The sequence below is a fragment of the Rhodococcus sp. SJ-3 genome, from assembly GCF_051918125.1.
Taxonomy (GTDB): Bacteria; Actinomycetota; Actinomycetes; order Mycobacteriales; family Mycobacteriaceae; genus Rhodococcus.
The window spans coordinates 320,156-346,063 of record NZ_CM123306.1 but is presented as its reverse complement, the minus strand read 5'-3'; the positions used below and the strand labels follow the sequence as shown (position 1 = coordinate 346,063).

24 protein-coding genes are annotated in these 25,908 nt (G+C 66.3%); 17 read left to right on the top strand and 7 right to left on the bottom strand.

Annotated features, from left to right (window positions below; translation table 11 throughout):
- Nucleotides 1-3: 3 nt before the first annotated feature.
- The 3 genes from tsaB to tsaD are packed head-to-tail and all read left to right on the top strand — an operon-like array spanning nucleotide 4 to nucleotide 2,194.
- Entirely contained in the window at nucleotides 4-675 is a 672-nt protein-coding gene (gene tsaB / locus ACTDXD_RS01660) for a tRNA (adenosine(37)-N6)-threonylcarbamoyltransferase complex dimerization subunit type 1 TsaB (protein ID WP_440125482.1), read from the top strand.
- Nucleotides 672-1,151, top strand: a complete 480-nt coding sequence (gene rimI / locus ACTDXD_RS01655; RefSeq protein ID WP_440125481.1) for a ribosomal protein S18-alanine N-acetyltransferase — start codon at nucleotides 672-674, stop codon at nucleotides 1,149-1,151. Before tsaB ends, rimI begins: the two co-directional genes overlap by 4 nt.
- 14 nt (nucleotides 1,152-1,165) lie before the next feature.
- Nucleotides 1,166-2,194 carry a tRNA (adenosine(37)-N6)-threonylcarbamoyltransferase complex transferase subunit TsaD gene (gene tsaD, locus ACTDXD_RS01650; RefSeq protein ID WP_440127497.1) on the top strand — a complete coding sequence of 343 codons (1,029 nt, stop codon included), beginning with the start codon at nucleotides 1,166-1,168 and terminating at the stop codon, nucleotides 2,192-2,194.
- 28 nt (nucleotides 2,195-2,222) lie between these two features.
- Here tsaD and ACTDXD_RS01645 read toward each other — a convergent pair whose 3' ends face one another.
- Nucleotides 2,223-3,917 (bottom strand): Hsp70 family protein, encoded by a 1,695-nt coding sequence (locus ACTDXD_RS01645; protein WP_440125480.1) that lies wholly within the window; start codon nucleotides 3,915-3,917, stop codon nucleotides 2,223-2,225.
- Nucleotides 3,918-4,231: 314 nt separating this feature from the next.
- Here ACTDXD_RS01645 and groES point away from each other — a divergent pair, with 314 nt between their 5' ends.
- Both groES and groL read left to right on the top strand, forming a co-directional pair.
- Complete coding sequence (groES, locus tag ACTDXD_RS01640) at nucleotides 4,232-4,534, top strand: co-chaperone GroES (protein ID WP_006550071.1); 303 nt, start codon at nucleotides 4,232-4,234, stop codon at nucleotides 4,532-4,534.
- Between the two features lie 87 nt (nucleotides 4,535-4,621).
- On the top strand, nucleotides 4,622-6,238 hold the full coding sequence (groL, locus tag ACTDXD_RS01635) for a chaperonin GroEL (protein ID WP_440125479.1): 1,617 nt from the start codon (nucleotides 4,622-4,624) through the stop codon (nucleotides 6,236-6,238).
- 157 nt (nucleotides 6,239-6,395) lie between these two features.
- Here groL and ACTDXD_RS01630 read toward each other — a convergent pair whose 3' ends face one another.
- Complete coding sequence (locus ACTDXD_RS01630) at nucleotides 6,396-6,689, bottom strand: WhiB family transcriptional regulator (protein ID WP_054719026.1); 294 nt, start codon at nucleotides 6,687-6,689, stop codon at nucleotides 6,396-6,398.
- 623 nt (nucleotides 6,690-7,312) lie between these two features.
- Between ACTDXD_RS01630 and ACTDXD_RS01625 the strand changes: the two genes are divergently transcribed.
- The 3 genes from ACTDXD_RS01625 to ACTDXD_RS01615 all read left to right on the top strand — a co-directional run bounded on the left by ACTDXD_RS01625 (nucleotide 7,313) and on the right by ACTDXD_RS01615 (nucleotide 9,842).
- On the top strand, nucleotides 7,313-8,113 hold the full coding sequence (locus ACTDXD_RS01625; RefSeq protein WP_440125478.1) for a hypothetical protein: 801 nt from the start codon (nucleotides 7,313-7,315) through the stop codon (nucleotides 8,111-8,113).
- Nucleotides 8,114-8,236: 123 nt separating this feature from the next.
- Nucleotides 8,237-8,815, top strand: coding sequence for a sigma-70 family RNA polymerase sigma factor (locus ACTDXD_RS01620; RefSeq protein WP_169685613.1), 579 nt, complete (start codon nucleotides 8,237-8,239; stop codon nucleotides 8,813-8,815).
- Nucleotides 8,808-9,842 (top strand): anti-sigma-D factor RsdA, encoded by a 1,035-nt coding sequence (locus ACTDXD_RS01615; RefSeq protein WP_440125477.1) that lies wholly within the window; start codon nucleotides 8,808-8,810, stop codon nucleotides 9,840-9,842. Before ACTDXD_RS01620 ends, ACTDXD_RS01615 begins: the two co-directional genes overlap by 8 nt.
- Before the next feature lie 78 nt (nucleotides 9,843-9,920).
- On the opposite strand, the gene ACTDXD_RS01610 is transcribed toward ACTDXD_RS01615, so the two are convergent.
- Nucleotides 9,921-10,331 (bottom strand): DUF5319 domain-containing protein, encoded by a 411-nt coding sequence (locus tag ACTDXD_RS01610; RefSeq protein ID WP_440125476.1) that lies wholly within the window; start codon nucleotides 10,329-10,331, stop codon nucleotides 9,921-9,923.
- Nucleotides 10,332-10,573: 242 nt separating this feature from the next.
- Here ACTDXD_RS01610 and guaB point away from each other — a divergent pair, with 242 nt between their 5' ends.
- From guaB to guaA, 4 genes are all read left to right on the top strand, one after another.
- Nucleotides 10,574-12,097: an IMP dehydrogenase gene (gene guaB / locus ACTDXD_RS01605; RefSeq protein ID WP_169685619.1), complete on the top strand. Its 1,524-nt coding sequence runs from the start codon at nucleotides 10,574-10,576 to the stop codon at nucleotides 12,095-12,097.
- Between the two features lie 71 nt (nucleotides 12,098-12,168).
- Complete coding sequence (locus tag ACTDXD_RS01600) at nucleotides 12,169-13,308, top strand: GuaB3 family IMP dehydrogenase-related protein (protein ID WP_440125475.1); 1,140 nt, start codon at nucleotides 12,169-12,171, stop codon at nucleotides 13,306-13,308.
- 199 nt (nucleotides 13,309-13,507) lie between these two features.
- Entirely contained in the window at nucleotides 13,508-15,235 is a 1,728-nt protein-coding gene (locus ACTDXD_RS01595; protein WP_440125474.1) for an FAD-dependent oxidoreductase, read from the top strand.
- Nucleotides 15,236-15,314: 79 nt separating this feature from the next.
- Nucleotides 15,315-16,886, top strand: coding sequence for a glutamine-hydrolyzing GMP synthase (guaA, locus tag ACTDXD_RS01590; RefSeq protein WP_440125473.1), 1,572 nt, complete (start codon nucleotides 15,315-15,317; stop codon nucleotides 16,884-16,886).
- 72 nt (nucleotides 16,887-16,958) lie between these two features.
- Here the strand turns inward: guaA and ACTDXD_RS01585 are convergent, their stop codons facing one another.
- Nucleotides 16,959-17,210, bottom strand: coding sequence for a hypothetical protein (locus tag ACTDXD_RS01585; RefSeq protein ID WP_440125472.1), 252 nt, complete (start codon nucleotides 17,208-17,210; stop codon nucleotides 16,959-16,961).
- Nucleotides 17,203-18,594 (bottom strand): PspC domain-containing protein, encoded by a 1,392-nt coding sequence (locus tag ACTDXD_RS01580; protein ID WP_440125471.1) that lies wholly within the window; start codon nucleotides 18,592-18,594, stop codon nucleotides 17,203-17,205. The genes ACTDXD_RS01585 and ACTDXD_RS01580 overlap by 8 nt, the downstream gene beginning before the upstream one ends.
- Nucleotides 18,595-18,691: 97 nt before the next feature.
- Here ACTDXD_RS01580 and ACTDXD_RS01575 point away from each other — a divergent pair, with 97 nt between their 5' ends.
- Together ACTDXD_RS01575 and ACTDXD_RS01570 are read left to right on the top strand one after the other, a co-directional pair.
- The gene (locus ACTDXD_RS01575) at nucleotides 18,692-20,029 is read left to right on the top strand and encodes an ATP-binding protein (RefSeq protein ID WP_440125470.1); all 1,338 of its coding nucleotides are present in this window, start codon (nucleotides 18,692-18,694) and stop codon (nucleotides 20,027-20,029) included.
- The gene (locus ACTDXD_RS01570; protein ID WP_440125469.1) at nucleotides 20,026-20,712 is read left to right on the top strand and encodes a response regulator; all 687 of its coding nucleotides are present in this window, start codon (nucleotides 20,026-20,028) and stop codon (nucleotides 20,710-20,712) included. Before ACTDXD_RS01575 ends, ACTDXD_RS01570 begins: the two co-directional genes overlap by 4 nt.
- A gap of 27 nt (nucleotides 20,713-20,739) precedes the next feature.
- On the opposite strand, the gene ACTDXD_RS01565 is transcribed toward ACTDXD_RS01570, so the two are convergent.
- Both ACTDXD_RS01565 and ACTDXD_RS01560 read right to left on the bottom strand, forming a co-directional pair.
- Entirely contained in the window at nucleotides 20,740-21,237 is a 498-nt protein-coding gene (locus tag ACTDXD_RS01565; RefSeq protein ID WP_440125468.1) for a hypothetical protein, read from the bottom strand.
- Between the two features lie 86 nt (nucleotides 21,238-21,323).
- The gene (locus tag ACTDXD_RS01560) at nucleotides 21,324-22,472 is read right to left on the bottom strand and encodes a serine/threonine-protein kinase (protein ID WP_440127496.1); all 1,149 of its coding nucleotides are present in this window, start codon (nucleotides 22,470-22,472) and stop codon (nucleotides 21,324-21,326) included.
- A 248-nt stretch (nucleotides 22,473-22,720) separates the two neighbouring features.
- On the opposite strand from ACTDXD_RS01560, the gene ACTDXD_RS01555 reads away from it, so the two are divergent.
- From ACTDXD_RS01555 to ACTDXD_RS01545, 3 genes are read left to right on the top strand one after another with little or no spacing between them, the layout of a single operon-like run.
- Nucleotides 22,721-23,512 (top strand): hypothetical protein, encoded by a 792-nt coding sequence (locus ACTDXD_RS01555; protein WP_440127495.1) that lies wholly within the window; start codon nucleotides 22,721-22,723, stop codon nucleotides 23,510-23,512.
- Nucleotides 23,513-23,526: 14 nt separating this feature from the next.
- Nucleotides 23,527-25,101, top strand: a complete 1,575-nt coding sequence (locus tag ACTDXD_RS01550) for a DNA polymerase Y family protein (RefSeq protein WP_440125467.1) — start codon at nucleotides 23,527-23,529, stop codon at nucleotides 25,099-25,101.
- A 27-nt stretch (nucleotides 25,102-25,128) separates the two neighbouring features.
- Nucleotides 25,129-25,890: an alpha/beta fold hydrolase gene (locus ACTDXD_RS01545; RefSeq protein ID WP_440125466.1), complete on the top strand. Its 762-nt coding sequence runs from the start codon at nucleotides 25,129-25,131 to the stop codon at nucleotides 25,888-25,890.
- The last annotated feature ends 18 nt before the right edge of the window (nucleotides 25,891-25,908 follow it).

Here is a 25,908-nt window from a genome sequence, read left to right as displayed (position 1 = left end):
ATCGTGCTTGTGCTCGCCGTCGATACCTCAACGCCCGTCGTGACCTCGGGTCTCGTCCGACTCGGCAGCGAGGGAGACGCAGCCCACATCTCCACGCTCGCCGTGCGCCTGACCGACAACCCCCGGGCTCACGCGGAGATCCTCACTCCGCAGATCCTCGAGTGCTTCGACGAGGCCGGATACACACCCGCCGATCTCGACGCCATCGTCGTGGGTGTCGGACCGGGTCCGTTCACCGGCCTGCGGGTCGGCATGGTCACCGCGGCGGCGTTCGGTGATGCCCTCGGCATTCCGGTCCACGGTGTCTGCAGCCTCGACGCACTCGCGCAGGATGTGCACGGCGAAACACCCGACGGCGGCGACCTGCTCGTGGTCACCGACGCGCGACGCCGGGAGGTGTACTTCGCTCGGTACGACGGATTCTGCCGCCGTACCGAGGGCCCTGATGTACGCAAGCCTGCGGAGGTGCCCTCCGAGCCCTCGCGCCGGGTTGCCGGGTCGGCCCAGCACGTTGCTCTGTTCGCGCTTCCCGCAGTACCCGTGTACTCGCCGTCGCCTGCGGGTCTGGTTGCCGCGGTCTCGCCGGCTCTGCGTGCGGGACGGGATCCAGAGCCATTGGTACCGCTGTACCTGCGCCGGCCCGATGCCGTTGCGACTGCGGATCGTCACAGATGAGTGTGCGGATCGATGCACTCCGCAGCGACGACGTGGACAGGTGCGCAGAACTCGAAACCGTATTGTTCCCGGGAGACGACCCGTGGAGCGCAGACGCGTTTCGTTCGGAACTGGCCTCGTCCCACAACTACTACGTAGCTGCGCGCGACGAGTCGGGGACTCTCCTCGGCTACGCCGGGCTGGCACGGCTCGGCACCGGAGTCGACCCGGAGTCCGAGGTGCACACGATCGGCGTGGATCCCGGCGCCCGGCGCCGCGGGATCGGTGGCGCACTGCTGACCGCGCTGCTGCACGTCGCGGATCGATGGGGTGGGCCCGTGTTCCTCGAGGTCCGCACCGACAACGACGCCGCGATTGCGTTGTATCGGGGTGAGGGTTTCGAGGTCGTGGGGACGAGAAGACGTTACTACCAGCCGAGTGGGGCCGACGCGTACACCATGCGTCGCCCGGATCGGCGAGAGGAGCTACGACGGTGACCGGACCGATCGTGATGGGGATCGAAAGCTCGTGCGACGAGACCGGAGTCGGTATTGTCCGTTTCGTCGGTGACGGCACGCTCGAGCTTCTCGCCGACGAGGTCGCCTCGAGCGTCGACGAGCATGCCCGATTCGGTGGTGTGGTTCCCGAGATCGCCTCCCGCGCACACCTCGAGGCGATGGTGCCCACGATGCAGCGGGCACTCGCCTCGGCCGGTATCTCCAAGCCCGACGCGGTGTGCGTCACGATCGGCCCCGGCTTGGCGGGGGCGCTCCTCGTCGGAGTTGCCGCAGCCAAGGCATATGCAGCGGCGTGGGACATTCCCTTCTACGCGATCAACCACCTCGCCGGACACGTCGCCGTCGACACGCTCGAACACGGGCCGATGCCGCCGTGTGTCGCACTGCTCGTCTCGGGCGGGCACACGCACCTCCTACACGTCGAGGACCTCAGCAAGCCGATCGTCGAGCTCGGTACCACCGTCGACGACGCGGCGGGGGAAGCGTTCGACAAGGTCGCGCGTCTGCTCGGACTCGGCTATCCCGGAGGCCCGGAGGTCGATCGGCTCGCACGAGAGGGAGACCGGAACGCGGTGGTCTTCCCGCGCGGTATGACAGGCCCGCGCGATGCCCGCAACGACTTCTCGTTCTCCGGGCTCAAGACGGCTGTCGCACGGTTCGTCGAAGCGAAGGAACGTGCCGGTGAGCCGGTGCCACTTGCCGATGTCGCAGCCGGCTTCCAGGAGGCCGTGGCCGATGTGCTCACGATGAAGGCGGTGCGTGCGGCCCGCGATCTCGGTGTCGACACATTGGTGCTCGGCGGAGGCGCGACTGCGAACACTCGATTGCGTGCGCTGGCCGAGGAACGTTGCGCGGAAGCCGGCATGACCCTGCGTGTACCCCGGCCGCGGTTGTGCACCGACAACGGCGTGATGATCGCGGCGCTGGGCGCGCACCTCATCGCGGGGGGAGCGACTCCCTCGTCGCTGTCCGTGGGAACGGACCCTGGGCTGTCGGTGTCGGTGGCACAGGTATCGGCCTGATCTCAGCCAGAACGGCGCGGCGGACTTCTTACCCGGTCGTTGTCGAGGTGTCCGAGGGGGTCGGATCTCCGCTGGTGTCGTTGCTCTCGGGGGTCGACTGTCCCTCGATGGCCGGTGTCGTCGAGATGAGTCCGGGCCGGGTGGTCAGTGCCGGAGATGACGGCGCGGGGGAGACGCCCGGCGCCGGGTCGGGCTCTGTTGTCTCTGTTGGCTCGGTCGGTGTCGTGGGATCCGTGGGGTCTGTGGGTGTAGTGGGGTCGGTCGGATCGGTGGGGTCCGTTGGATCGGTCGGATCGGTCGGATCGGTTGGGTCCGTCGGTGTCGTGGGATCCGTCGGATCTGTAGGGGTTGTGGGACCGGTCGGATCGGTGGGGGTCGGTTGCGGTGAGGTCGTCGAGTCGCCGGGGCGGTGCGGCTGCCACCTGTCGGTGGTCTCGTCGGGTGCGGCCTCGAGTGTCTGGACCTGGTCGATCGGGGTCGGAGTTGCCGTGGGGTTGCTGTTCGACACCGGGATATCCGTTTGCGGAACAGTGGACGGTGGCGGAGTGGGAAGTGGCGTTCCCTCCAGCCGGCCCTCGGTGCTCCGCGTCGATGAGAGGGAGGGGTCGGGATCGGCCGACGGGATGTCGGTCTCCTCCGGATGCGGTGGCTGCGACGGGTCTTCCGTGAGGACCACACCATTGGTTCCGGCAGGGGACACCGGTGTGCTGGCGGACCGGTCGGTGAATTTGTCGGTGGCGAATCCGGCGACGACTGCGGCGAGCACCAGGGCGGCTGCCACAGCGCCGGACATGCGCGCTCCCGCCGACGTCGAGGAAGCGTTCACTGAACCGACGACGTCGTAACCGCCGAAGTGCGCGGAACCCGACAGGTGCGCAGCGCCCTGAGCGGCTGCGGACGCGGGTTCCGGAACTGTGATGACGTGGCCGTCGAAGCTGTCGGTGACGGCGTCGGTCAACGCGGGAACTGCCGCAGTACCGCCGACGAGGGCGAGTGTGCGCGGACGTGGCAACGACTGGGTCGTGACCTGACGGGTGAACGTTGCGGCGGTAGCGGACAGGTCGGCGGCGAGCGTCGCGAGATCGGTGCGGGTAAGGGTCACCGAGGCATCGGGCCCTGCTTCGGCAATGTCGATCCGGGTGCGTTCGGCTGTGGTGAGTACTTCCTGGGCGCCCTGACAGCGTGCTTTCAGAAGCGCGGGATCGACCTGCATGCGCGTTCGCATGCGTTTGGTCGCGCGGTAGACGTGGTCGTAGATCACGGTGCCGATCGCATTGCCGCTCACGTCGTCTGTCCGCGCAGATCGCAGTACGGTGCCGGATTCCTGATCGAGGACCGAGACGGTGGTGCCGGACGCGCCCAGATCGGCGATAGCGATCGAGCCGGGCTCGGTGCGCACTCCGACGGTGCGGAGGTACGTCAGGAGGGCGGTGGTCTCAGGAACGAGCCGTACGAGCTTGCCTCGGCGCTCTGCAGCGGTACGGATCGCGTCTGCCTGCTCTTCGGTGCGATAGGCGACGGTGATGGCGTCGGGGACCGGTTGATCCACGACCTGTGTGGTCATCAACGAGATTGCATCGAAGACGAGATCGCCGACATCACGGTGGTGGTCGGAATCGACCGCCAGCCTGCGGTACTCGGATGTGAGCCCGGTGGCAGTGTCGACGAGCAGGGCCGCGCCGACGCCGGAGGCGCCGACGGAGATCCCTAGCGACGTTGGCATTGTTCACCTCTCGTGCGTGACTGGCGATCGTCGGGGCGAGGTTCGCTCGCCGCCGTGATCACCGAATGGTCACGCTCTCGGTTTCCGTTATTGAACCGTAACATGCGAGCCGTCTTGTTCGCTCTCCGCGTGTCAGCACCCGCAGCCCTTGAGCGCTGGCACTCGCATGTATAGAGTGCTAGTGACACCGAGCGTCGGCCCGGCACCCGCGACGACGGGACTGCGCGAGGAGTCACTCTGGTGACTGAACAAAACCGAGTTCGAGGACGACGAGAGCCTCGGACCCAAGTACCCCTGAAAGTGGAGGGCTCATCGTGGCGAGCGTGAACATCAAGCCGCTCGAGGACAAGATCCTCGTCCAGGCCAACGAGGCCGAGACGACGACTGCCTCCGGCCTGGTCATTCCTGATACGGCGAAGGAAAAGCCCCAGGAGGGCACCGTCGTCGCCGTCGGCCCCGGCCGCTGGGACGAGGATGGCGACAAGCGCATCCCGCTGGACGTCAAAGAAGGTGACGTCGTCATCTACAGCAAGTACGGCGGAACCGAGATCAAGTACGCCGGCGAGGAGTACCTGATCCTTTCGGCCCGCGACGTTCTGGCTGTCGTCGCAAAGTAGGCCGCAACTGTTCCGCCCCGGAGTTCCGTAACGGACCCGGGGCGGAATCTGTTGGGGATCATCCGAACCCAGGAGTAGTCGGAGAACATGTCCAAGCAAATCGAGTTCAACGAAACCGCGCGCCGTGCCCTCGAGCGCGGTGTCGACCAGCTCGCCGACGCCGTCAAGGTCACCCTCGGCCCCCGTGGGCGGCATGTGGTGCTCGCCAAGGCGTTCGGCGGTCCCACGGTGACCAACGACGGTGTGAGCATCGCTCGCGAGATCGAGTTGGAGGATCCGTTCGAGAATCTCGGCGCCCAGCTCGTCAAGAGTGTCGCCACCAAGACCAACGATGTTGCAGGCGACGGCACGACCACTGCCACCGTCCTCGCGCAGGCGCTCGTCAAGGCCGGCCTGAAGAACGTTGCCGCGGGTGCCAACCCCATCGCACTCGGCGTGGGGATCTCCAAGGGGGCCGAGAAGGTCTCCGAGGCGCTTGTGGCCGCGGCGACTCCCGTCGAGGGAAAGAAGGCCATCGCTCAGGTCGCCACGGTGTCCTCCCGTGACGCCGAGATCGGCGAGATGGTGGGCGAAGCGCTCACCGTCGTGGGAGAGAACGGTGTGGTCACGGTTGAGGAATCCTCGACCCTGAGCACCGACCTCGTCGTCACCGAGGGTGTCCAGTTCGACAAGGGCTACCTGTCGCCCTACTTCATCACCGACGTCGACGCTCAGGAAGCAGTCCTCGAGGACGCCCTCGTGCTGCTGTACCGCGAGAAGATCAGCTCGCTGCCCGACTTCCTGCCGTTGCTCGAGAAGATCGCCGAATCCGGTAAGCCGGTTCTGCTCATCGCAGAGGACATCGAGGGCGAGCCGCTCTCGACCTTGGTGATCAACTCGATCCGCAAGACGCTCAAGGCTGTCGCGGTGAAGGCCCCGTTCTTCGGCGACCGTCGTAAGGCGTTCCTCGACGATCTTGCCGTCGTGACCGCAGGTACCGTGATCAACTCCGACATCGGCCTGTCCTTGAAGGAAGCCGGACTCGATCTGCTCGGCTCGGCCCGTCGTGTCGTGGTGACGAAGGACAACACCACGATCGTCGACGGTGCAGGCTCGGCCGAGGACATCGAGAACCGCGCAGCTCAGCTGCGTCGCGAGATCGAGAACACCGATTCCGATTGGGACCGGGAGAAGCTCGAGGAGCGCCTCGCCAAGCTCGCAGGTGGAATCGCCGTCATCCAGGTCGGTGCTGCCACAGAGACCGATCTGAAGGAACGCAAGTTCCGTGTCGAGGACGCTGTCAACGCCGCGAAGGCTGCCGTCGAGGAGGGCATCGTGCCCGGCGGTGGCTCCGCGCTGGTGCAGGCGTCGTTGGCGCTCGCCGAGCTCGAGGCCTCGCTGTCCGGTGACGAAGCCACCGGTGTCGCAGTGTTGCGGACCGCCCTCACGGCACCGCTCTACTGGATCGCCTCGAATGCCGGACTCGATGGTGCGGTCGTGGTGAGCAAGGTCGCCGAGGCGACCAAGGGGCACGGCTTCAACGCGGCTACGCTCACCTACGGCGACCTGCTCGCCGACGGTGTAGTCGACCCCGTGAAGGTGACCCGGTCGGCGGTCGTCAACGCTGCCTCGGTGGCCCGGATGATTCTGACCACGGAGAGTGCTGTCGTGGACAAGCCCGAGCCGGTCGAGGACGACGGCCACGGGCACGGACACGCCCATTAGGTAGTACAGGCCCTCCGAAGAGCTTCGGGAGGCCACGATGTGCGAAGCCCCGCACGGATTTCTCCGTGCGGGGCTTCGTCGTATCTCGGTGGCATACATCCAGGAACCGGCTGTCAGCCCCGCAGCGGGCGCGGCGGAGTTTCGGCCCAGGCGGCGCTCACACCGCCACCTTACGGCGATGGTGTCGCGTGTACAGCTCACGTTCACTTTCCGACATTCCGCCCCAGATGCCATACGGCTCCGCGACCCGAAGGGCGTGCTCGCGGCACTGGATGAGGACGGGGCAGCTCTGGCACAGTTCCTTGGCACGGTTCTCGCGCTGGCTTCGGGCGCGACCGCGCTCGCCATCCGGGTGGAAGAAGACGGAGGAGTCCGCGCCTCGGCACTTACCATGCATCTGCCAGTCCCAGAGGTCGGCGTTCGGACCGGGCAGGGTGTGAGGTGCGGGCATGTGCACTCCTTTGCAGCGTGCTCACCCGAGGAGGGGAGCGGACCATCGTTCGGAAAGGCGTCCTTCCGAACCGGACCCCAGTAATGTCCGGCTCTCTCACCGTAAAAGTGGTATCGATTATTCGTCAATGCCTTCGGTCAGTGGGGAAGTCCATAACGAAAATGGAAAGAATTAACGGCGAAAATATTTACATTGGCCGGTGATCATGATCGCAGTACGGGTACGACGGCGGGCGCAAGGCTGAGATTGCGCCGGGATGCCGACCGGTTAAGGACCCTGAACAGGGGTTTCGTTCAGGATGCGGGGTGTGCTGGGCTGTGATAATCGACGTGCAATATCACGATTCACCTCACGCAAACCTACATGCACCATGTATGCAATTCATTTTTTGTTCAACTGGATGTCGGTTTCAGGACTGGAGAAATGCCTGAATCCATTGTTTGGGAATTGTTGCGCCCTCAGTGCGAAATTCTCGAATCCGAGGGAATGGGAAACTTTGCAGTGGCAGTGCAATGATTCTCCCTATGTCGATCCTCAGCAACTCGGAACCCGAAATCGGCGCGGCGCCTCCGGGTGATGCAGCTTCGTTTCGTGTGGCGGCCTTCGGCGGGAGCCCGGCTCACGTGCCCACAGCGGCTACTCCTGTGATCGAAGAACGCTGGATGCGTGCGGTCGCGCTCGGGGCACAAGGTCGCTACAGCGCCGCCCGGACGGAGTTGGCAGTGGTGAATCGGTCGGGTTCGCGAGGAGTGTGGGCGTCGCTCGCTGCAAGCACCGAAGCATCGTTCCTGAGGCAACTCGGATGGCACCGCGCTGCCGCAGTGCACGATGGTCGCGCCCTGGCCGCAGTCGCAGGAATACCCGTTGACACCCGCAGTGCCGATCTGGGCGTGCGACTCGCGGAGGCACGTTGCGATGCACTGACCGGTCTGGCCGCTGACGCGCTCGGCCGGGGGAGACTCGCACAGGCGCGTCGACTACTCGAGCGATGCTCGGAGGTTCTCGCCAGGCCACGGTCGGGCAACAACGAACTGCACGGCGAAGACACACTGTTGCGTCAGCGGATCCGGTTGTCGTGGGTCACTGCGGAGACTGCCCTGGCATCCGGCGACTTCGAGACCGCGCGTGTGTTCGCGGATCGTGCTGCGACCGCCTCCGAAACTTTCGCGTCGGTACGCCATCAAGTGAAGTCGGACCTCCTTCGTGCTGCCGCACTCACCGATGCACCGGACCCGACTCCAGCCCTCGAGCTTGCGACCGAGGTGTGTGGCAGGGCCGCTGTGCACAGATTGATTCCGCTGCAGTGGGCAGCGTCGATGTTGCTCGTCGGTCTGGGTGCGGGGGCCGGCGCCGAGCGCATGCGTGATGAATGCGCTACCGCCGTGGCGCGCGGTGGAGGCCGGTTCGCAACGATCCGGCCCTAGTTCGGTGCCCGCCCGCGATTGTTCGTCACGGGGTGTCGTTACTCTGGAGACGTTCCACTGCCAGGTGGAAGCACGCCCGGTTGGGGGACCGTGCCACTTGTAACGCCAGGACTTGCGCATTCGATGACTGTTATGGGTGAGGAGTTGGGCTCCGCCGTTGCTGCGGCTGCGCAGGGCGATCGGGCTGCTCTCGCTCGAGTACTTGCAAGTATTCGGCCTCTCGTCGTCCGGTATTGCCGGGCACGGGTCGGATCTGCCGAGCGTGGACAGCTTTCGGCAGACGATGTGGCGCAGGAGGTGTGCCTGGCGGTGATGACGGCGTTGCCCCGTTACCAGGATCAGGGGCGTCCTTTCATGGCGTTCGTGTACGGCATTGCCGCACACAAGGTCGCCGATGCGCATCGCAACTCCGCGCGCAATCGTGCGGATCCGGTAGCCGATGTACCCGAGGTGATGTCGCTCGACGACAGTCCCGAAGACCACGCGTTGAACTCCGAAGCGAGCAGGCAGATGAAGGATCTGCTCGGCACGCTGCCCGAGAAACAACGGGAGATCCTCATCATGCGTCTGGTCATGGGGATGTCGGCCGAAGAGACGGCGTCTGCACTCGGGAGTACTGCAGGTGCGATCCGGGTGGCCCAGCACCGGGCCATCGCGAAACTCAAGAAGGAAGTGACGAGAGCAGGTGAGAGGAATGGGTAGGAGGCGCGGCGCGGGGCACGGCATATCCGACGATTTTCCCGACGACGGCACCCCCGTGGACATCGCGGCAGTGCGGCGCGATGACGCCCTCATCGATGCGATCTCGGGCGATGGTCCAGTGGAGACCCAGTCGACCGAAGAGTACGAGCTCGCCACGATGCTCGCGGGGTGGCGAGCCGAGATCCTGGCAGATCCGCTACCCGCAGGCCCTGATTTCGACGAGGTCGTCGCTGCAGTCAACCGTGAGCTCGGTGCCCGTGAGGCCCTGGCGGCGCAACCGCCGGCGCGTTCCAAGGGTCAGCTCCGGCTGATCCGTCCACTTGCCGGAGCCGCCGCACTCATCGCGGCTGCCCTCGGTGGTGCTGCCACCGTCTCCTACAGTGCGGAGCCGGGAGACGCACTGTGGGGCGTCAAGGAAGTCGTGTTCAGCGAACAGGCCGAGTCGACCATGGCGAGGATCGATACCAGTTCGACCTTGCAGAAGGCCGAAGAACTGATCGCAGGCGGCGAGACCGAGGCAGCGACCGAACTGCTCCGATCGGCGGAAGTGCGGTCGTCGGAGGTCAGGGATGCGGGCCAACGTAACGAACTCGGCGATTGGTTGCAGCGGCTCACCGAAGAGATGAACCGAGCGATTCCGCCGCTGCCGGTGCCGCCGCCGCTGCCGGGGATGCCATTGCCTGCCGGGCCGGAAGCAGCAGCAGTGCCGTCCGTGCAGCCGAGCGTTCCGGGTACACCGCAGCCGTCGGCGCCCGTCGAACCCACGACGAATCCGGGTTCGAGCGTCGATCCGACCATCCTGGACGCGCCTACGTCGCCGGTGGAGACCACTTCCCCATCCGTGCCGCCGTCTACCGGGACGCCCGCCCCGGACAGCTCGACCGGCACGACCCAGCCCGCTCCGACGACCACGGTGTCCGCGCCGGAGCCGAGTACCTCGACCGCAGCGGATACGCAGGGGTCGAGTACCGCGCAACCTTCGTCGGCCGACCTGAACGTCGACCAGTCGACGGCGGGGGGCGCCTGACAGCGAAGAACGACAGATAGGCCCGGCAGCGCGCGCTGCCGGGCCTATCTGTCGTTCTTCGCTGTGACGTTCGGATCGTCAGGGATCGAGTCCGTACGGGTCGACCGGCATCGCCTCGTTCATCGATGCGTCGGCGTAGCCGCGACAGTAATCCCACGTGACGTACGCGTCGGGAGACGGGTCGAATGCGGGCTCATGCGGGCGAACTGTGCCGTCGACGAGCAGTTGGAGCAGGTTTGCGCGGAGCATGTCCCAGTCGTGGTAGTGCTCCTGGTGGCAATCCTCACAACATACGACGAGTCCGCGGACACCGCGGGGAGCCAACAACGCTTCGTACACCGCGAGGTCGGCAAGATCCTCTTCGACCGCGAGGCGTTCGGCAGAGTCCAAGGGTTGACCCGGTTCGATCGCGTCCAATGCGGCAGACGGATCGTCGGGATCTCCTGCAAACGGATCCGGTGGCAGACCGGGGGGCAACTGATCACGCACGCCACCACGGTACGCAGTTCGAGGGGGTCCGCGCCAGCCGTCGGGGGTGGACACGCCGACGAACGGGGGGTATTCGGGAGATCTCGACCACGCCTGCACGGGTTGCGGCGAGTCACGCGGTTGCAAACAGATACCATGGTCGTCGACGGCTTCGCCATCTGTGACGTTGTCGTTCACACAATCCCACTGTCGGACGGTCCGTCCGTCCGCCCCCATCGATCATCACGGAGGGTCCGAACCGCATGAGTAGTACCGGAGGGCACGTGCACACCGGCGGTGACGACCCGAACAAGGTCGCAATGCTCGGTCTGACCTTCGACGATGTGCTGCTGCTGCCCGCGGCCTCGGACATCGTCCCCAGCAAGGTCGACACTTCGAGTCAGCTCACCCGCGAAATCCGCCTCCGGATTCCCCTGGTCAGTTCTGCCATGGACACGGTCACCGAATCACGTATGGCGATAGCGATGGCACGCGCCGGTGGCATGGGCGTCCTGCATCGCAACATGCCTGCAGAGGTACAGGCCGCGCAGGTCGAGACCGTCAAGCGCTCGGAGGCGGGCATGGTCACCGACCCGGTGACCTGCAAGCCCACCGACACCCTCGCCGAGGTCGACGCGAAGTGCGCGCGATTCCGGATCTCGGGCCTTCCGGTGACCGACGACGCAGGTCAGCTCGTCGGCATCATCACCAACCGCGATATGCGGTTCGAGGTGGACCAGAACCGCCAGGTCGCCGAGGTGATGACCCACGCTCCGCTCGTCACCGCAAGCGAAGGCGTGACCGCGGAGGCCGCACTCGGGCTCCTGCGCCGCCACAAGATCGAGAAGCTGCCGATCGTCGATGGACAGGGCAAGCTCACCGGTCTGATCACGGTCAAGGACTTCGTGAAGACCGAGCAACATCCCTTCGCCACGAAGGACCGCGACGGGCGACTTCTCGTCGGTGCCGCGGTCGGTGTCGGCGACGAGGCCTGGTCTCGTGCGATGACGCTCGCCGACGCAGGCGTCGACGTGCTCGTGGTCGACAGCGCTCACGGACACTCCGCCGGAGTGCTGTCCATGATCTCGAAGCTCAAAGCAGAGGTAGGCGACCGAGTCCAGATCATCGGCGGCAATGTCGCCACCCGCGAGGGAGCCACGGCGCTCATCGAAGCAGGCGTCGACGCAGTCAAGGTCGGTGTCGGGCCCGGCTCGATCTGCACGACCCGCGTCGTTGCCGGCGTCGGCGCACCGCAGATCACGGCGATTCTCGAGGCCACCGCGGCTGCGAACGCTCTCGGCGTTCCTGTGATCGCCGACGGCGGCCTGCAGTTCTCCGGCGACGTCGCGAAGGCTCTCGCTGCAGGCGCCTCCACCGCGATGCTGGGCTCTCTCCTTGCTGGTACCGCCGAATCGCCGGGCGAACTGATTCTCGTCAACGGCAAGCAGTTCAAGAGCTACCGCGGGATGGGTTCGCTCGGCGCGATGCAGAGCCGCGGCGAGGCCAAGTCGTATTCCAAGGACCGTTACTTCCAGGACGACGTCCTGTCGGAGGACAAGCTGGTTCCGGAAGGAATCGAAGGCCGCGTTCCGTTCCGGGGGCCACTGCAGCAGGTCACCCATCAGCTCATCGGTGGTCTGCGCGCCGCGATGGGCTATACCGGGGCCTCGACCATCGAAGAACTGCAGCGCGCCCAGTTCGTACAGATCACCGCCGCGGGGCTCAAGGAGAGCCATCCGCACGACATCACCATCACTGCGGAGGCACCGAACTACGCTGCCCGCTAGGTTCGGTGCGTTCGCAGTAGGTCTCGTCTCGGTCGACGGGGCAACCGCATTCTCACGAGAAAGGGGCGCGCGTGCGCGACCTCGTTGAAATCGGCATGGGCCGGACAGCCCGCCGCACGTACGAGCTGGACGATGTGGACATCGTGCCGTCGCGTCGTACCCGCTCGTCCAAGGAGGTGTCGACAGCGTGGCAGCTCGACGCCTATCGGTTCGACATTCCTGTGCTCGCACATCCGACAGACGCGCTCGTGTCCCCGGCGTTCGCGGTGGAACTCGGCAAGGCCGGCGGCCTCGGTGTGATCAACGGTGAGGGGCTGTGGGGGCGGCACGCCGATGTCGATGCCGTGATCGCCCGGCTGGTCGACATCGCCGAGAGCGATCCGGATCCGAGCGCAGCGATCGCATACCTGCAGGAGCTGCACGCAGCGCCGTTGCAGGGCGATCTACTTGCCGCGGCCGTCGCGCAGGTGCGCGACTCGGGTGTCACCACCGCAGTGCGTGTGAGTCCGCAGAATGCCCGGGCACTGACGCCGGAGCTGGTCAAGGCGGGTGTCGATCTTCTGGTCGTGCACGGCACGATCATCTCGGCAGAGCATGTGGCGCACGGCGAGAGCGAACCGCTCAACCTGAAGACGTTCATCTCGGAACTCGATGTGCCGGTGGTCGCGGGGGGCGTGAGCGATCACCGCACAGCTCTTCACCTGATGCGCACTGGCGCCGCGGGCGTCATCGTCGGTTTCGGGTCGACGCACGGAGCCACCACCACGAGTGCATCGCTCGGGATCGGTGTCCCCATGGCCACCGCGATCGCGGATGCTGCTGCGGCCCGCCGCGACTACCTGGACGAGACCGGGGGCCGGTACGTCCACGTCATCGCCGACGGCGACATCGAGACCTCCGGCGACCTCGCGAAGGCGATCGCCTGCGGTGCTGATGCTGCGATGCTGGGTGCCCCGCTCGCCATTGCTGCGGAGGCGCCGGGCAGTGGATGGTACTGGCCATCCGCAGCCGCACATCCGTCCCTTCCTCGGGGTACCGCACTCCAGGTCGCCTTCGACGAGCGGCCGAGCCTCGAGCGCGTGCTGACCGGGCCGTCCGACGATCCGTACGGTTCGCTGAACTTCGTCGGTGGTCTGCGACGGGCGATGGCGAAGTCGGGATACTCGGATCTCAAGGAATTCCAGAAGGTCGGGTTGTCTGTGCGCGCCTGACCGAATCCGCCGTGCCGTTGTGGCCGGATGTGACAATCTGTGCGTTGTAGTGCACAGATGTCGCATCCGGCCACTTTTGCCTCGAGTGACCTGCAGTTTCTGCAACCATCCGTAACAGTTAGGATGCCCTTGTGTGCGTAGTCACATGCGGGGCGTGCATACTGGCCGGTAACAATGCAGGTTCGGCGGAGGTACTCCAATGGGTAGACAGCGGGTCACGGACTACGACGTCCTGATCGTCGGGTCGGGTTTCGGTGGCAGTGTCACCGCATTGCGACTGGTGGAAAAGGGATACAAGGTCGGCGTTCTCGAGGCCGGTCGCCGGTTCGCCGACGCCGACTTCGCCAAGACCAGCTGGGATCTGAAGCGATTCCTCTGGGCACCGAAACTCGGATGCTTCGGCATTCAGCGGGTCCATCTCCTCCGCGACTGCCTGATCCTCGCCGGAGCGGGTGTCGGCGGTGGATCGCTCAACTACGCCAACACGCTGTACAAGCCGACCGCCGCGTTCTTCCAGGACCAGCAGTGGGCGGACATCACCGACTGGCACGACGAACTGACCCCGTTCTACGACCAGGCGCGACGCATGCTCGGCGTCGTGCAGTACCACCGTATGACCGCGGCGGACAAGGTGATCAAGGAAGTGGCCGACGACATGGGCGTGGGCGACACGTTCATCCAGACGCCGGTGGGTGTGTACTTCGGTGAACCCGGGAGGACTGTCCCGGATCCGTACTTCGGCGGCGCAGGCCCGGATCGTGCCGGTTGCATCGAATGCGGCGAATGCATGACGGGGTGCCGCCACGGAGCGAAGAACACCCTCGTCAAGAATTACCTCGGCCTTGCCGAGAGTGCGGGTGCGGACATCCTCCCCATGACCACCGTGACCGATCTGAGCGAAGGGGCGGACGGCACGTGGACAGTACACACCGAACGCACCGGCGCGTTGGTGCGCAAGGGCAAACGGAGTTTCACAGCATCGCACGTCGTGCTCGCTGCAGGGACCTGGGGCACACAGCATCTGCTGCACCATCTCAAGGACACCGGGGCCCTGCCGAAACTGTCCGACCGCCTCGGGCAGCTCACCCGCACCAACTCCGAGTCCATCGTCGGAGCAGGCAAACTGAAGGTCGATCCCGAGATGGACCTGACCGACGGGGTCGCGATCACCTCCTCGTTCCATCCCACCTCGGACACTCACATCGAACCCGTCCGGTATGGCAAGGGCTCCAACGCCATGGGTCTGCTGCAGACGCTGATGACCGACGGCGACGGCCCGGTCCCGCGCTGGGTGAAGTTCCTCGGTCAGGTCGCGAAGAACCCCACCAGGATGCTGCGGATGCTCTCGGTGAAGGACTGGAGTGAGCGAACCATCATCGCGCTGGTGATGCAGAACCTCGACAACTCCATCACTACCTACACCAAGAAGAATGTGTTCGGACGGCGCAAGGTGACCAGCAAGCAGGGCCACGGGGAGCCGAACCCGACGTGGATCCCGGCGGGCAACGAGGCGACCCGCCGGATGGCGGAGAAGATCGATGGTATCGCCGGCGGCACCTGGGGCGAAATCGTCAACATCCCCCTGACAGCGCACTTTCTCGGCGGCGCAGTCATCGGAGCCGACCGGGAGCACGGTGTCATCGACCCGTACCACCGCGTGTACGGCTACCCGACGCTGAGTGTCGTCGACGGGGCTGCCATCTCCGCGAACCTCGGCGTCAATCCCTCCCTGACCATTGCGGCACAGGCAGAACGTGCGGCGTCGCTGTGGCCGAACAAGGGTGAGCAGGATCTGCGTCCCGTACAGGGTGAATCGTACGGTCGGCTGCAGCCGATCGCGCCGAAGAACCCCGTCGTTCCAGAAGGTGCGCCCGGCGCGCTGTCCCTGCCGATCGTCGAGATCACCGGTGGTTCGGGAGCGGCCTGAGCGCCACGGCAGATGTGATCTGTGCAGGACCTGAGCGGCCGCGTCCGGATGTCCGGGCGCGGCCGCTTAGACTGTTCGGGTGTCGCAAACCCAGCAGTCCCGACCCGTACTCGTCGTCGACTTCGGAGCCCAGTACGCACAGCTGATCGCACGACGTGTGCGCGAGGCCAATGTCTATTCGGAAGTTGTCCCGCACACCACGAGCATCGAGGAGATCGCGGCCAAGGAACCCCTTGCGGTGATCCTGTCCGGTGGTCCCTCCAGCGTGTACGAGGACGGTGCTCCGCAACTCGACCCGAAACTGTTCGGCCTGGACATTCCGGTGTTCGGCATCTGCTACGGCTTCCAGGCCATGGCGAATGCGCTCGGCGGCACTGTCGCGCACACCGGAGCCCGTGAGTACGGCCGCACCGACCTGTCCGTGTCCGGTGGTGTGTTGCACGACGGTCTGCCCGCGACGCAACCCGTGTGGATGAGCCACGGCGACGGCGTGACCGTGGCACCCGAGGGATTCGAGGTGACCGCCACGAGTGCAGGCGCACCCGTCGCCGCATTCGAGGACCGTGCGCGTCGTCTCGCCGGCGTCCAGTACCACCCTGAAGTGCTGCATTCACCGCACGGCCAGCAGGTTCTGAGCCGGTTCCTGCACGAGATCGCGGGCATCCCCGGCGAGTGGACCGCCGCCAACATTGCCGATGCACTCGTCGAGCAGGTTCGCGAGCAGGTCGGTGACGGACGCGCGATCTGTGGGCTCTCCGGCGGTGTCGATTCCGCAGTGGCTGCGGCGCTCGTGCAGCGCGCCATCGGTGACCGATTGACCTGTGTGTTCGTCGATCACGGTCTGATGCGTGAGGGGGAACGGCAGCAGGTCGAGCGCGACTTCGTCGCAGCGACAGGGGCTCGGCTCATCACCGTCGACGCGTCCGAAACGTTCCTGAGTGAACTGTCCGGCGTCACCGATCCCGAGACGAAGCGCAAGATCATCGGTCGCGAGTTCATCCGTAGCTTCGAAGGTGCAGTGTCGGAGGTCTTGGGTGAAGGTGCCTCGAAGGGCGAGAAGGTCGAGTTCCTTGTACAGGGCACCTTGTACCCCGACGTCGTCGAATCCGGCGGAGGATCCGGAACCGCGAACATCAAGAGCCATCACAATGTCGGCGGGCTCCCCGAAGACCTGCAGTTCGAACTCGTCGAACCGCTCCGCCTGCTGTTCAAGGACGAGGTGCGCGCGGTCGGTCGTCAGCTGGGTCTGCCCGAGGAGATCGTGGGCCGTCAGCCGTTCCCGGGCCCCGGTCTCGGTATCCGCATCATCGGTGAGGTCACCCGCGAGCGTCTCGAGATCTTGCGCCATGCCGATTCGATCGCCCGCGAGGAACTGACGTCTGCAGGTCTGGACGGTCAGATCTGGCAATGCCCGGTGGTGCTGCTCGCCGACGTGCGCAGCGTCGGCGTTCAGGGCGACGGACGCACCTACGGTCACCCGATAGTGCTGCGTCCGGTCTCCAGTGAGGATGCGATGACTGCCGACTGGACGCGCCTGCCCTACGAAACCCTCGAGCGGATCTCCACGCGCATCACCAACGAGGTGGCCGACGTCAACCGCGTGGTCCTCGACGTGACGAGCAAGCCGCCGGGAACCATCGAGTGGGAGTGACGACACCGCAGGTGTCGTGAGATATGCCTGTGCCCTGGACCGTCACGGTCCGGGGCACAGGCATTGTCGTCCCTAGTGGTGGTTCTTCCGGCGCCCCGGAATCAGCACGAGGATTGCGCCGATGACGATCGCGGCACCGACGAGAATCCATCCGGTGTCGAATGCGCCGAGGAAGTCGAGGGAGAAGGGACCGATGAGGGCCCATCCGCTGACCACCAGTGCTGCGATCGCAGAGAGCAGAAGCAGGATCGAAGGCCCGCGTCGTGATTTGTCGGTTGCGCCGGCGTCGGTTCCAGCGTCGAATGTGGTGTCGAAATCAGCCACGATGCACCTCCGTGTTTCCCATGACGGTGTCGATGTCGATGGACAGGACCGGTCCTCCGGGGCCGTCGTCTCCACCGTCGAATCCCTGCATGGCACACGGGGACGCGGCGGTCGAGCTGCACGTGATGTCGACGTCGAGGTTCGGTGGCAAGAAGATCTGCGAGTCGCCGAGCCGGGTGTCGATCGAGATCGCGTGGTCCTGCGTCAGATCGAGGTTCGTCAGATCGAGCTGTAGGTCTCCGAGCTGGACGGAGTACTCCGAGTTCAACTCGGCGGCCGTACGCGCCTCGAATCGTTGCTCGCCCGACGACTGGATGTCGAGCGGCCCGACCAATGATCCGAGGATGACGAACCCCATCAGCGGACCGGTCACCACGAGGAGACCGTATCCGCGGTGCAGGAACGCACCGAGCAGCAGACCCAGACCGATCACCGCAAGAGCGATCGCCGCGATCCGTGCCGGGGTCAGCCATTGGACGTCGGTGGAGACGGCGACCGTCCCGGCAGCTGCCGCTGCCAACACGGCGAACCCGAGGATTGTCGTGGTCAGACGCGAACGCGGCTTCTTCTCGACGGGGACAGGTGAGTGCGTCGGTGCCGGTTCGGGGAGGTCCCACGCGAACGGCGCGACACCGAGCGGATCCCAAGCGGGTGGTGTGGCACTGCCGGACTGGAACGGCTGTTCCCCCCGGGTCTGTGTGATGCCCTCCGGCGCGGGGGCGTCCTTCGATTTCGACAACGAGACGGTGTTGTCGTTCTCCGGGATGCCGGGGCCGGGACCGTCGGTGGTACCGCCGATGTCGTCACGCCGGGTCGTCGTTTCGGATGTGTCCGGTGACGGGGAGGGCGGGGTGAACGTCGGATCTGTGAACGGCATCTGGAACGGCTGACCGAACGGCGGCGCCGGGAACATGTTGCGGTGGAACGAGAACCCGGTGGCCGGCGGCGGAAGGACGGGAGGCTCGGGTCGGCGTTGATACAGTAACCACCAACCACCGAGCATCAGGACCATGCTGATGAAGCCGGACCCGCCGGAGCCGACACCGACCGGGCCGACCGCGCTCGCAGCGATGGCGAGTGCGACGAGAAGGACGATCACCTTGCTGCTCGAATCGGAGCTGTGGCCGCGGCCGACGAGTGATTCGATCGCCGAGACCTGGTCGCCGTGCCGGGTGAACAGTACCCACGCCGCCAGGTACAGCACGATGCCTGCACCACCGAAGAGCGCTGACACGACGAACGCTATCCGCACCAGCACGGGGTCGATGCCGTACCGCACACCGATACCTGCGCACACACCGGCGACGTGTCCCTGCTCGGGCAACCGCACAGGGCGGGTGCGCCACATATCTGTGAGTTGTTCTGGGAAGGTTCGCGTGGTCATGGCCTCCATCCTGTCGGTCCGGGTCGTTCCGCACATCAGGGGCGAACCCTGATTTCGTGACCGTTGGTGGAGGCTTCGACCTCAGGGTCGTTCCCCGATGCCCCGGGGCGCTACATCGTGTCAGTATCGACGAGTGGACCTTGTATCCGGATTACCCGTGCCTGTCGATCGCCTCCAACGGAGGGTCGGCGGTCGAGTCGTCGGTGGGGTCGCAGGCGGCCTCGCCGACCATCTCGATATCGACGTCACCAAGGTACGTGTCGCATTCACGGTGCTCGCCGCGCTCGGCGGACTGGGCATCGTCGCCTACGGACTGCTGTGGATGTTCGTTCCGCCCGGAGCCGACACGGATCGGCCGTCCGGAACGGAACGCCGTCGCGCCGTGGGACTCGCAGTCATGGGTATCGCGCTTGCCATCGGGTTGTCGTGGTTGTTCAGCGGAGGTGCGGCCTCGGCGATTGCGCCGGTCGTCGTCGTGTCGGTGGGCGCGGCCCTCGTCTGGCGGGAGTTCGACGCCGAAGGGCCCCGTTCGGTGTTCGGTCTGCCTGCGAAACCGACAGTGCTCGCGTGGGCGCGCGTCCTCGGAGGTCTCACCCTCGTGGTCACCGGCCTCGGTGTCGTCGTCCTCGCTCAGGTGGACGTCGAGGCGCTGCGATCGTCGCTGCTCGCTGTCATCGTCACGTTGGTCGGGGCCGCCCTGCTGTCCGTGCCGTTGTGGATTCGCATGTGGAGAGCCCTCGAGACCGAGCGCGCGGCACGGGTCCGCACTGAGGAACGCGACGAGATCGCCTCGCATCTGCACGATTCCGTGTTGCAGACGTTGGCGCTGATCCAGAAACAGGCGGACAGTCCGCAGGAGGTCGTGCGGCTCGCGCGCAGCCAGGAACGTGAGTTGCGGCGCTGGCTCTTCGGCGGCGACGAAACTCCGCGTACGTCCCTGGCCGAAGCACTGCGCACCATCGCCGGGGAAGTGGAGGACCAGCGCGGCGTGTCCGTGGCTCCCGTGATCGTCGGCGACGTGGCGCCCGATGACGAGGACGTATCAGCGGAGGCATTCACAGCGGTGCTCGGTGCCACACGGGAAGCCCTTGTCAACGCAGCGAAGCACGCGCAAGTGGACAACATCGACCTGTTCGCAGAGGTCGAACCCCACGAGATCAGTGTGTTCGTCCGCGATCGCGGTGTCGGTTTCGACCCGGACGCGGTGCCGGAAGACCGGCATGGCCTGGCGCGGTCGATCACCGCGCGGATCGAGCGACGCGGTGGACGCACCGTGGTCAAGACCGCGCTCGGGAAGGGCACGGAGGTCCGCATTCATATGCCCCGATCCGGTGGGGGACACGCCACAGAGACGACCCCGCAGAGGGCAGGTACGGAGGAGGCGACCCTAGAGTGGGAGGCGACACAGCCCCACCACGAGGAGCAGCCCCAGTGAGTTCGACTTCGGCGACACCGTCCGAGATCTCCGAACCGACCCGGCGTTTCCGGGTTTTTCTCGTCGACGACCACGCGGTGTTCAGGTCCGGCGTCCGAGCCGAACTGGGACGCGAACAGGACATGGAGATCGTCGGTGAGGCCGGCGGTGTTGCGGAGGCTGTCGCAGGGATCGGCGCCGCGAAACCCGATGTGGTGCTGCTCGACGTGCACATGCCCGACGGTGGCGGTGTCGCAGTGCTCAGCCGTATCGATCCGGGGTCGGTGTGCCTGGCGCTGAGCGTGTCCGATGCCGCCGAGGACGTCATCGCGGTGATCAGGGCGGGAGCACGCGGCTACGTCACCAAGACGATCTCCGGCCCGGATCTCGCCGACGCGGTACGACGGGTGGCGGGGGGAGACGCGGTCTTCAGCCCACGCTTGGCCGGGTTCGTGCTGGATTCGTTCACCGGCAGGTCGACTGCGCCGGAGCCCCCGCTCGATCCCGAACTCGATTCACTGACTCCGCGCGAACTCGAGGTGCTGCGACTGCTCGCCCGCGGATACACGTACCGCGAGATTGCCGAGGAACTCGTGATCTCGGTGAAGACCGTCGAGACGCACGCGTCGAATGTGCTGCGCAAAACCCAGCAGTCCAACCGCAATGCGCTTACCCGGTGGGCGCATCGACGGCGTATCGACTGATAAAGGGCGGGGAGTCGGTCAAGCCCGTCAATGTGTGACGAGGCGTTCGGTGCTCCTCTCCGCGAGCGCTCGTGTCACGTTGTCGATGCCGGATCGGACGGTGGCGCCGTACCCGTCGTCGGCGAGGGCGTCGAGGTAGATCCGTGCTGCGGTGAGGTGCTCGGTAGCGGCATCGAAATTGCCCAGGCGGCGGTGATCGTCGGCAAGGTTGAGATGCAGCGACGGGTAGAACCCACGGATCTGCAGCGACGCGTGCTCCTGCTGCACTCGGGTGTCGTCGAGAGAATCGGCGGCCTCGAGTGCCCGGGCGTCCCACGTGAGGGAAATCGTGGCATCGTCGTAGAGATCGGCAAGGAAATGCGCGAGAGCGCAGCGGTGCAGCGCGTCGCCTTCGGGTCCGATTTCCTCCCACAGAGTTTCGAGACGGACACGCGCGGCGACGGTGTCGCCGGAGCGGCCCGTGGTGACGGCTTCGGTGATGGCGGCCATGGTCGGATCGGGTGTGGTCGGATCGGATGTGGTCATTGGGTCTCCTCGTGCTGGTTTCGCCGGGCTGACGAACAGTGGCACACGGCACCGACACGCTGCAGGGGATCAGGCCACGGCGGGGATCAGGCCACGAGGAACGCGATGACCAGCGCGATGACGAGCGCGATGAGGATGATCGCCCCCATCACCGCCATCGCCATGGGTGCATATGCGAGAACCTTCTCCTGCGTCGATTCCGGGAGGTCACCCTTGGGAATCAGACGGTCGAGTACAGAGGCCGGCCACGAGGACGGCGAGCCGGTGCCTCCGGCCCTCGGTGTCGTGGGCATGGTCAAAGGCTGATCCATGAACGAACTTCGGGGGCGTGTCTGGTCGTCGGCCGGAGTCGAACGTTGGGCCCAGGACGGAACGGTGCCGTCCTGGGACACGATGGGCCTGCCGCGGAGCACAGCCGGGTTTCCGCCTGGGCCGAGCACCACTTCGGTGAGGCGATTGCGTGCCTCGACCATCGTCGGCCTGCGTGCCGGGTCGGGTTCGAGCATGGCGAGCAGGGTGTCGGTGAGGAGCCCGGTTCTGGTCGGAGGGATGATCTCGGCACGGGCGACGCGGTGCAGGAGTGCGATCGAGTCCGCTTCGTAGCCGAACGGTGGCTGTCCCTCGATTGCGGTGTAGAGGGTGGCGCCGAGGGAGAACACGTCGCTCGCCTCGGTGGGATCGCTTCCCCGGGCGACCTCGGGTGCGAAATAGGCGGGGGTACCGATGATCACACTGGACGGATCGTTGTCGCCCTTGGCGCGGGCGATGCCGAAGTCGCTGATCTTCACGACGCCTGCGTCGTTGCCGCGTTCGGCGATGAGGATATTGCCCGGCTTGACATCGCGATGCACGATGCCTGCCTCGTGGGCGGCTGCGAGAGCATCGGCGACATCGGCACCGATCTGCGCGACCACGTACGGCGGCAAGATGTCGATCGCGTTCATGACCTGAGCGAGGCTGCGGGACGGCAGGTGCTCCATGACCAGCCACGGTTCGCCGTAGTGGAGTGCGACGTCGTACATGGAGATCGCATGCTCGTGGGTGAGCTGGGCGGCGACCCGGCCCTCGCGGAGAGCGAGCCTGCGGATCTCCTCGGCGGCGGCAGGGTCGAGATCTGCGGTGGAGATCACCTGCTTGACGGCCACGTTCCGCCCGAGTCGATTGTCGCGGGCGAGCCATACGGCGCCCATGCCTCCGCCACCGAGCTTGGAATCGAGTCGATATCGTCCGGCCACCAGGTGATCCGGACCGACGACCCTTCCCTCTCGTTCCCGTTCTGCCACCTCACGAGGGTAATCGATCCCGCCGGATACCTCGGCGGGTCGACGGATCACGGTGGGGGCGATCACTTGACGGCAGGTGCCGGCATCGGGTCTACTGGACAAGTTCGAAAATACGTTCGAATTCAATTCGGGCTGGGCCACGTCTTCCCCGTGGTCGGCAGGTCGTGAGCGAATGCGGCAGGCGGATGACAGGGGTGCATGTGGGTGAAGTGGCCGAATTTCCGGTCGATGAAGAAACGGTCGGCGACAGTGGAGGGCCGAGTAGAACGGAGCGGATCGAGGCGCTGAGGCGCCAGATCTCCGCGGTTCCGGCGAAAGGGGAGACCTCCGCGCCTGCTCCGGTGCACAGTCCGGTCGAGCGGGTGCTGCCGGTGCCCGAACCTCTCACCGAACTGCTCCCACGTGGAGGATTGGTTCGCGGCACCGTGGTGTCCGTGTCGGGGTCGGCATCGTTGCTGCTGGGCATGGTGGCGGCGGTGACCGCAGCGGGTGGGCACGCGGCCGTCATCGGTCAGCGGCGACTCGGATTGCTCGCGGCGGCGGAAATGGGAGCCCGGCTGAGCCGGGTGGCGATGATCCCCGACCCAGGGCCCGATCCGGTGGAGGTCGCGGCCGTGCTGCTCGATGGGCTGGACCTGGTGGTGCTCGGTTTGGGAGGAAGGTCGGTTCCGCCGTCGCGGACCCGCGTCGTCGCGGCTCGTGTGCGGAGCAAAGGTGCGGTCTTGGTGGTCACCGACGGGCGTTGGGACGGCGCGCAGGTGCGCCTCGAGGCACAGGTGAGTGGTTACGAAGGACTGACAGGACCGGGACGGGCGCGGTTGTGCGGTATCGGGTTGTCGGTGCGGGCCTCGGGACGTGCCGCCGGTCCCCGAACTGCGCGTATCGATGTCTGTGCCGAGTCCGATGGCGTGCGATGGGTATCCGGTGAGCGGCGGCGAACAGATGCGGTGTCGACCGTCGATTCCGTTCCGAACCTCGTGGTGGCCCAGTGATCAGGGATGATCCAGTGACCAGAGGTGGCCGGTCGACGTCGCGTGTCGTGGCGGTGTGGTGCCCGGACTGGCCCGCGGTGGCTGCGGCTGCGGCGGCAGGCATTCCTGCCACCACACCGATCGCTGTGGTGTCCGCGAATCGGGTGGTCGCATGTTCGGCGTCGGCCCGAGCGGCCGGTGTGGTCCGTGGCTCGGTGCGTCGTGAAGCTCAAGGAAGATGCCCTGAACTTCATGTGGCACAAAACGATCCGGATCGGGATGCTCGGCTCTTCGAGCCGGTGGTCGCGGCGATCGATGCGGCCGCTCCCGGCGCCGAGGTGCTGCGCCCGGGCCTCGTTGTACTCGCGGCGCGCGGCGTCGTGCGATGGTTCGGATCGGAAGAGGCCGCCGCAGAACGTCTCGTCGACGAGGTCGCTTCCGTGGGAGTGGAATGCCAGGTCGGTGTTGCCGACGAACTGTCCACCGCAGTGCTCGCTGCCCGTCGGGCTGCGTTGGTGTCGAGCGGCGACGGCCCTGCGTTCCTTGCTCCGCTGCCGATTTCTCAGTTGGCAGTGGAACCGGCGCTGGCTGCGCCGGAGCGTGCCGACCTGGTCGATCTGCTACGTCGGCTGGGGGTGCGCACGATCGGGGCGTTTGCGGCGCTGCCGGTATCCGATGTGGCGTCGAGGTTCGGCGCTGACGCAGTGGTGGCGCACCGGTGTGCGCGTGGACTACCCGAGCGTCCGCCGTCGGGACGTGCGGTGCCTCCCGATCTCACGGTGGGGCACGTGTGCGATCCCCCGATCGAGCGGGTGGACACCGCGGCGTTCCTCGGCCGGATGCTCGCCGAACTGTTGCACACCCGACTTGCTGCGGCCGGTGTGGCGTGCACGCGGCTCCTCGTGTCGGCCCACGCCGGCAGCGGTGAAGAACTGGCGCGGACGTGGCGTTGCGCCGGGCCGTTGACCCCCGAAGGGACCGCGGACCGGGTGCGCTGGCAACTCGACGGCTGGCTTACCGGACGCAGCGCCGATCGCGCCACCACTGGAATCACCATGTTGCGTCTCGAGCCCGTGGAAGTGGTGGATTCCGGCACTTTGCAGTTGGGCCTGTGGGGCGGTATCGGCGAGGAGGACGAACGGGCACGGAGGGCACTGGTCCGAGTGCAGGGTCTGCTCGGAGGTGATGCGGTCCGGGTGGGGGTGCTCAGCGGTGGACGCGGACCCGTTGAGCGAATCACTCTCGTCCCGGTGGGGGAAGAGGCGGTGCCCTCGTCGGATCCGGACGCGCCCTGGCCCGGACGGTTACCGCCCCCGGCCCCGGCCATGGTGATGCACGTGCCGCCGCCGATCGCGTTGGACGACGACGTGGGTGAGGAGGTGACGATCACCGAACGGGGTCTGCTCAGCGGTCGGCCGACGCAGTTGCGATGGGGAAGTCGCAGCTGGCAGGTGACCGGATGGGCGGGACCTTGGCCGGTGGACGAATACTGGTGGGATCCCGAGACCGCCCGCGACATCGCGCGACTGCAGGTGCAGCTCGATGGAGGCCGGGCCCTGCTGATCGTCCACGGAGCAGACGGGTGGAGTGTGGAGGGTGTCTACGACTGAGCAGACCGGCTGATTAGGCTGGATATCGTGGCTACCTCAGTGCTCACCGCGACGCCGAACGATGTCGCGATCGCCTACCGGGATTCGGCGCCTCGCAGAACTGCTGAGGGGGTGCCGGTCGTGCTGGTGCACGGCATGGGCGGCGACGCGCGCACCTGGGACGGGTTCACCCGGCGGCTCACCGCCGCCGGGCGCCGGGTGGTCGCTGTGGACCTGCGCGGACACGGCCGCAGCGCTCGCGCGACGTCGTACCGGTTCTCGGAGTTCGCCGCCGATATCGCAGGCCTGTGCGAGCACCTGGGTTTCGACACTGTGGATCTGGTGGGGCATTCCCTCGGTGGCCACGCCGGTTCGCTGGTGGCGCAGCAGCAGCCCGGGCTGGTGCGACGGCTCGTCCTGGAGGAGGCGCCGCTACCGTTGCGCGCGAGCGATCCGGTTCCCGAAGTTCCTGCGCACCGCCCGACGCCCGCCGAACTGTGGCACGCCGCCACCAGCATGGTGCTCAACCCGCGGGCAGTGTTCTCGTTCGACCGATCGATGATCGACTCCGTGGTATCTCAGTTCCACACGTCGAATCCGGTGTGGTGGGAACAACTTCCGTCGATGAAGTCTCCGACGATGCTGCTGCGCGGTGCGCGCCGTGGAAGCATGGTCGACCCGCGACTGCTCACCGAGGCCCTTGCGCTGCTTCCGGACGGTGTGGTGCGGGAGGTTCTGTGCGGACACAGTATCCATCGCGATCGGTCGGGAGAATTCGCGGCGACGGTGCTGCCCTTTCTCGCCGACTGACCATCCGGGTGTGGCGGT

What these genes read in the sequence shown, in the direction of transcription:
- groL (WP_440125479.1), top strand. Translation starts at nt 4,622, where the DNA reads ATGTCCAAGCAAATCGAGTTCAACGAAACCGCGCGCCGTGCCCTCGAG.
- guaB (WP_169685619.1), top strand. Translation starts at nt 10,574, where the DNA reads ATGAGTAGTACCGGAGGGCACGTGCACACCGGCGGTGACGACCCGAAC.
- ACTDXD_RS01580 (WP_440125471.1), bottom strand. Translation starts at nt 18,594, where the DNA reads ATGACCACGCGAACCTTCCCAGAACAACTCACAGATATGTGGCGCACC.
- ACTDXD_RS01565 (WP_440125468.1), bottom strand. Translation starts at nt 21,237, where the DNA reads ATGACCACATCCGATCCGACCACACCCGATCCGACCATGGCCGCCATC.
- rimI (WP_440125481.1), top strand. Translation starts at nt 672, where the DNA reads ATGAGTGTGCGGATCGATGCACTCCGCAGCGACGACGTGGACAGGTGC.
- ACTDXD_RS01630 (WP_054719026.1), bottom strand. Translation starts at nt 6,689, where the DNA reads ATGCCCGCACCTCACACCCTGCCCGGTCCGAACGCCGACCTCTGGGAC.
- ACTDXD_RS01575 (WP_440125470.1), top strand. Translation starts at nt 18,692, where the DNA reads ATGCCCCGGGGCGCTACATCGTGTCAGTATCGACGAGTGGACCTTGTA.
- ACTDXD_RS01595 (WP_440125474.1), top strand. Translation starts at nt 13,508, where the DNA reads ATGGGTAGACAGCGGGTCACGGACTACGACGTCCTGATCGTCGGGTCG.
- tsaD (WP_440127497.1), top strand. Translation starts at nt 1,166, where the DNA reads ATGGGGATCGAAAGCTCGTGCGACGAGACCGGAGTCGGTATTGTCCGT.
- ACTDXD_RS01645 (WP_440125480.1), bottom strand. Translation starts at nt 3,917, where the DNA reads ATGCCAACGTCGCTAGGGATCTCCGTCGGCGCCTCCGGCGTCGGCGCG.
- ACTDXD_RS01620 (WP_169685613.1), top strand. Translation starts at nt 8,237, where the DNA reads ATGACTGTTATGGGTGAGGAGTTGGGCTCCGCCGTTGCTGCGGCTGCG.
- ACTDXD_RS01615 (WP_440125477.1), top strand. Translation starts at nt 8,808, where the DNA reads ATGGGTAGGAGGCGCGGCGCGGGGCACGGCATATCCGACGATTTTCCC.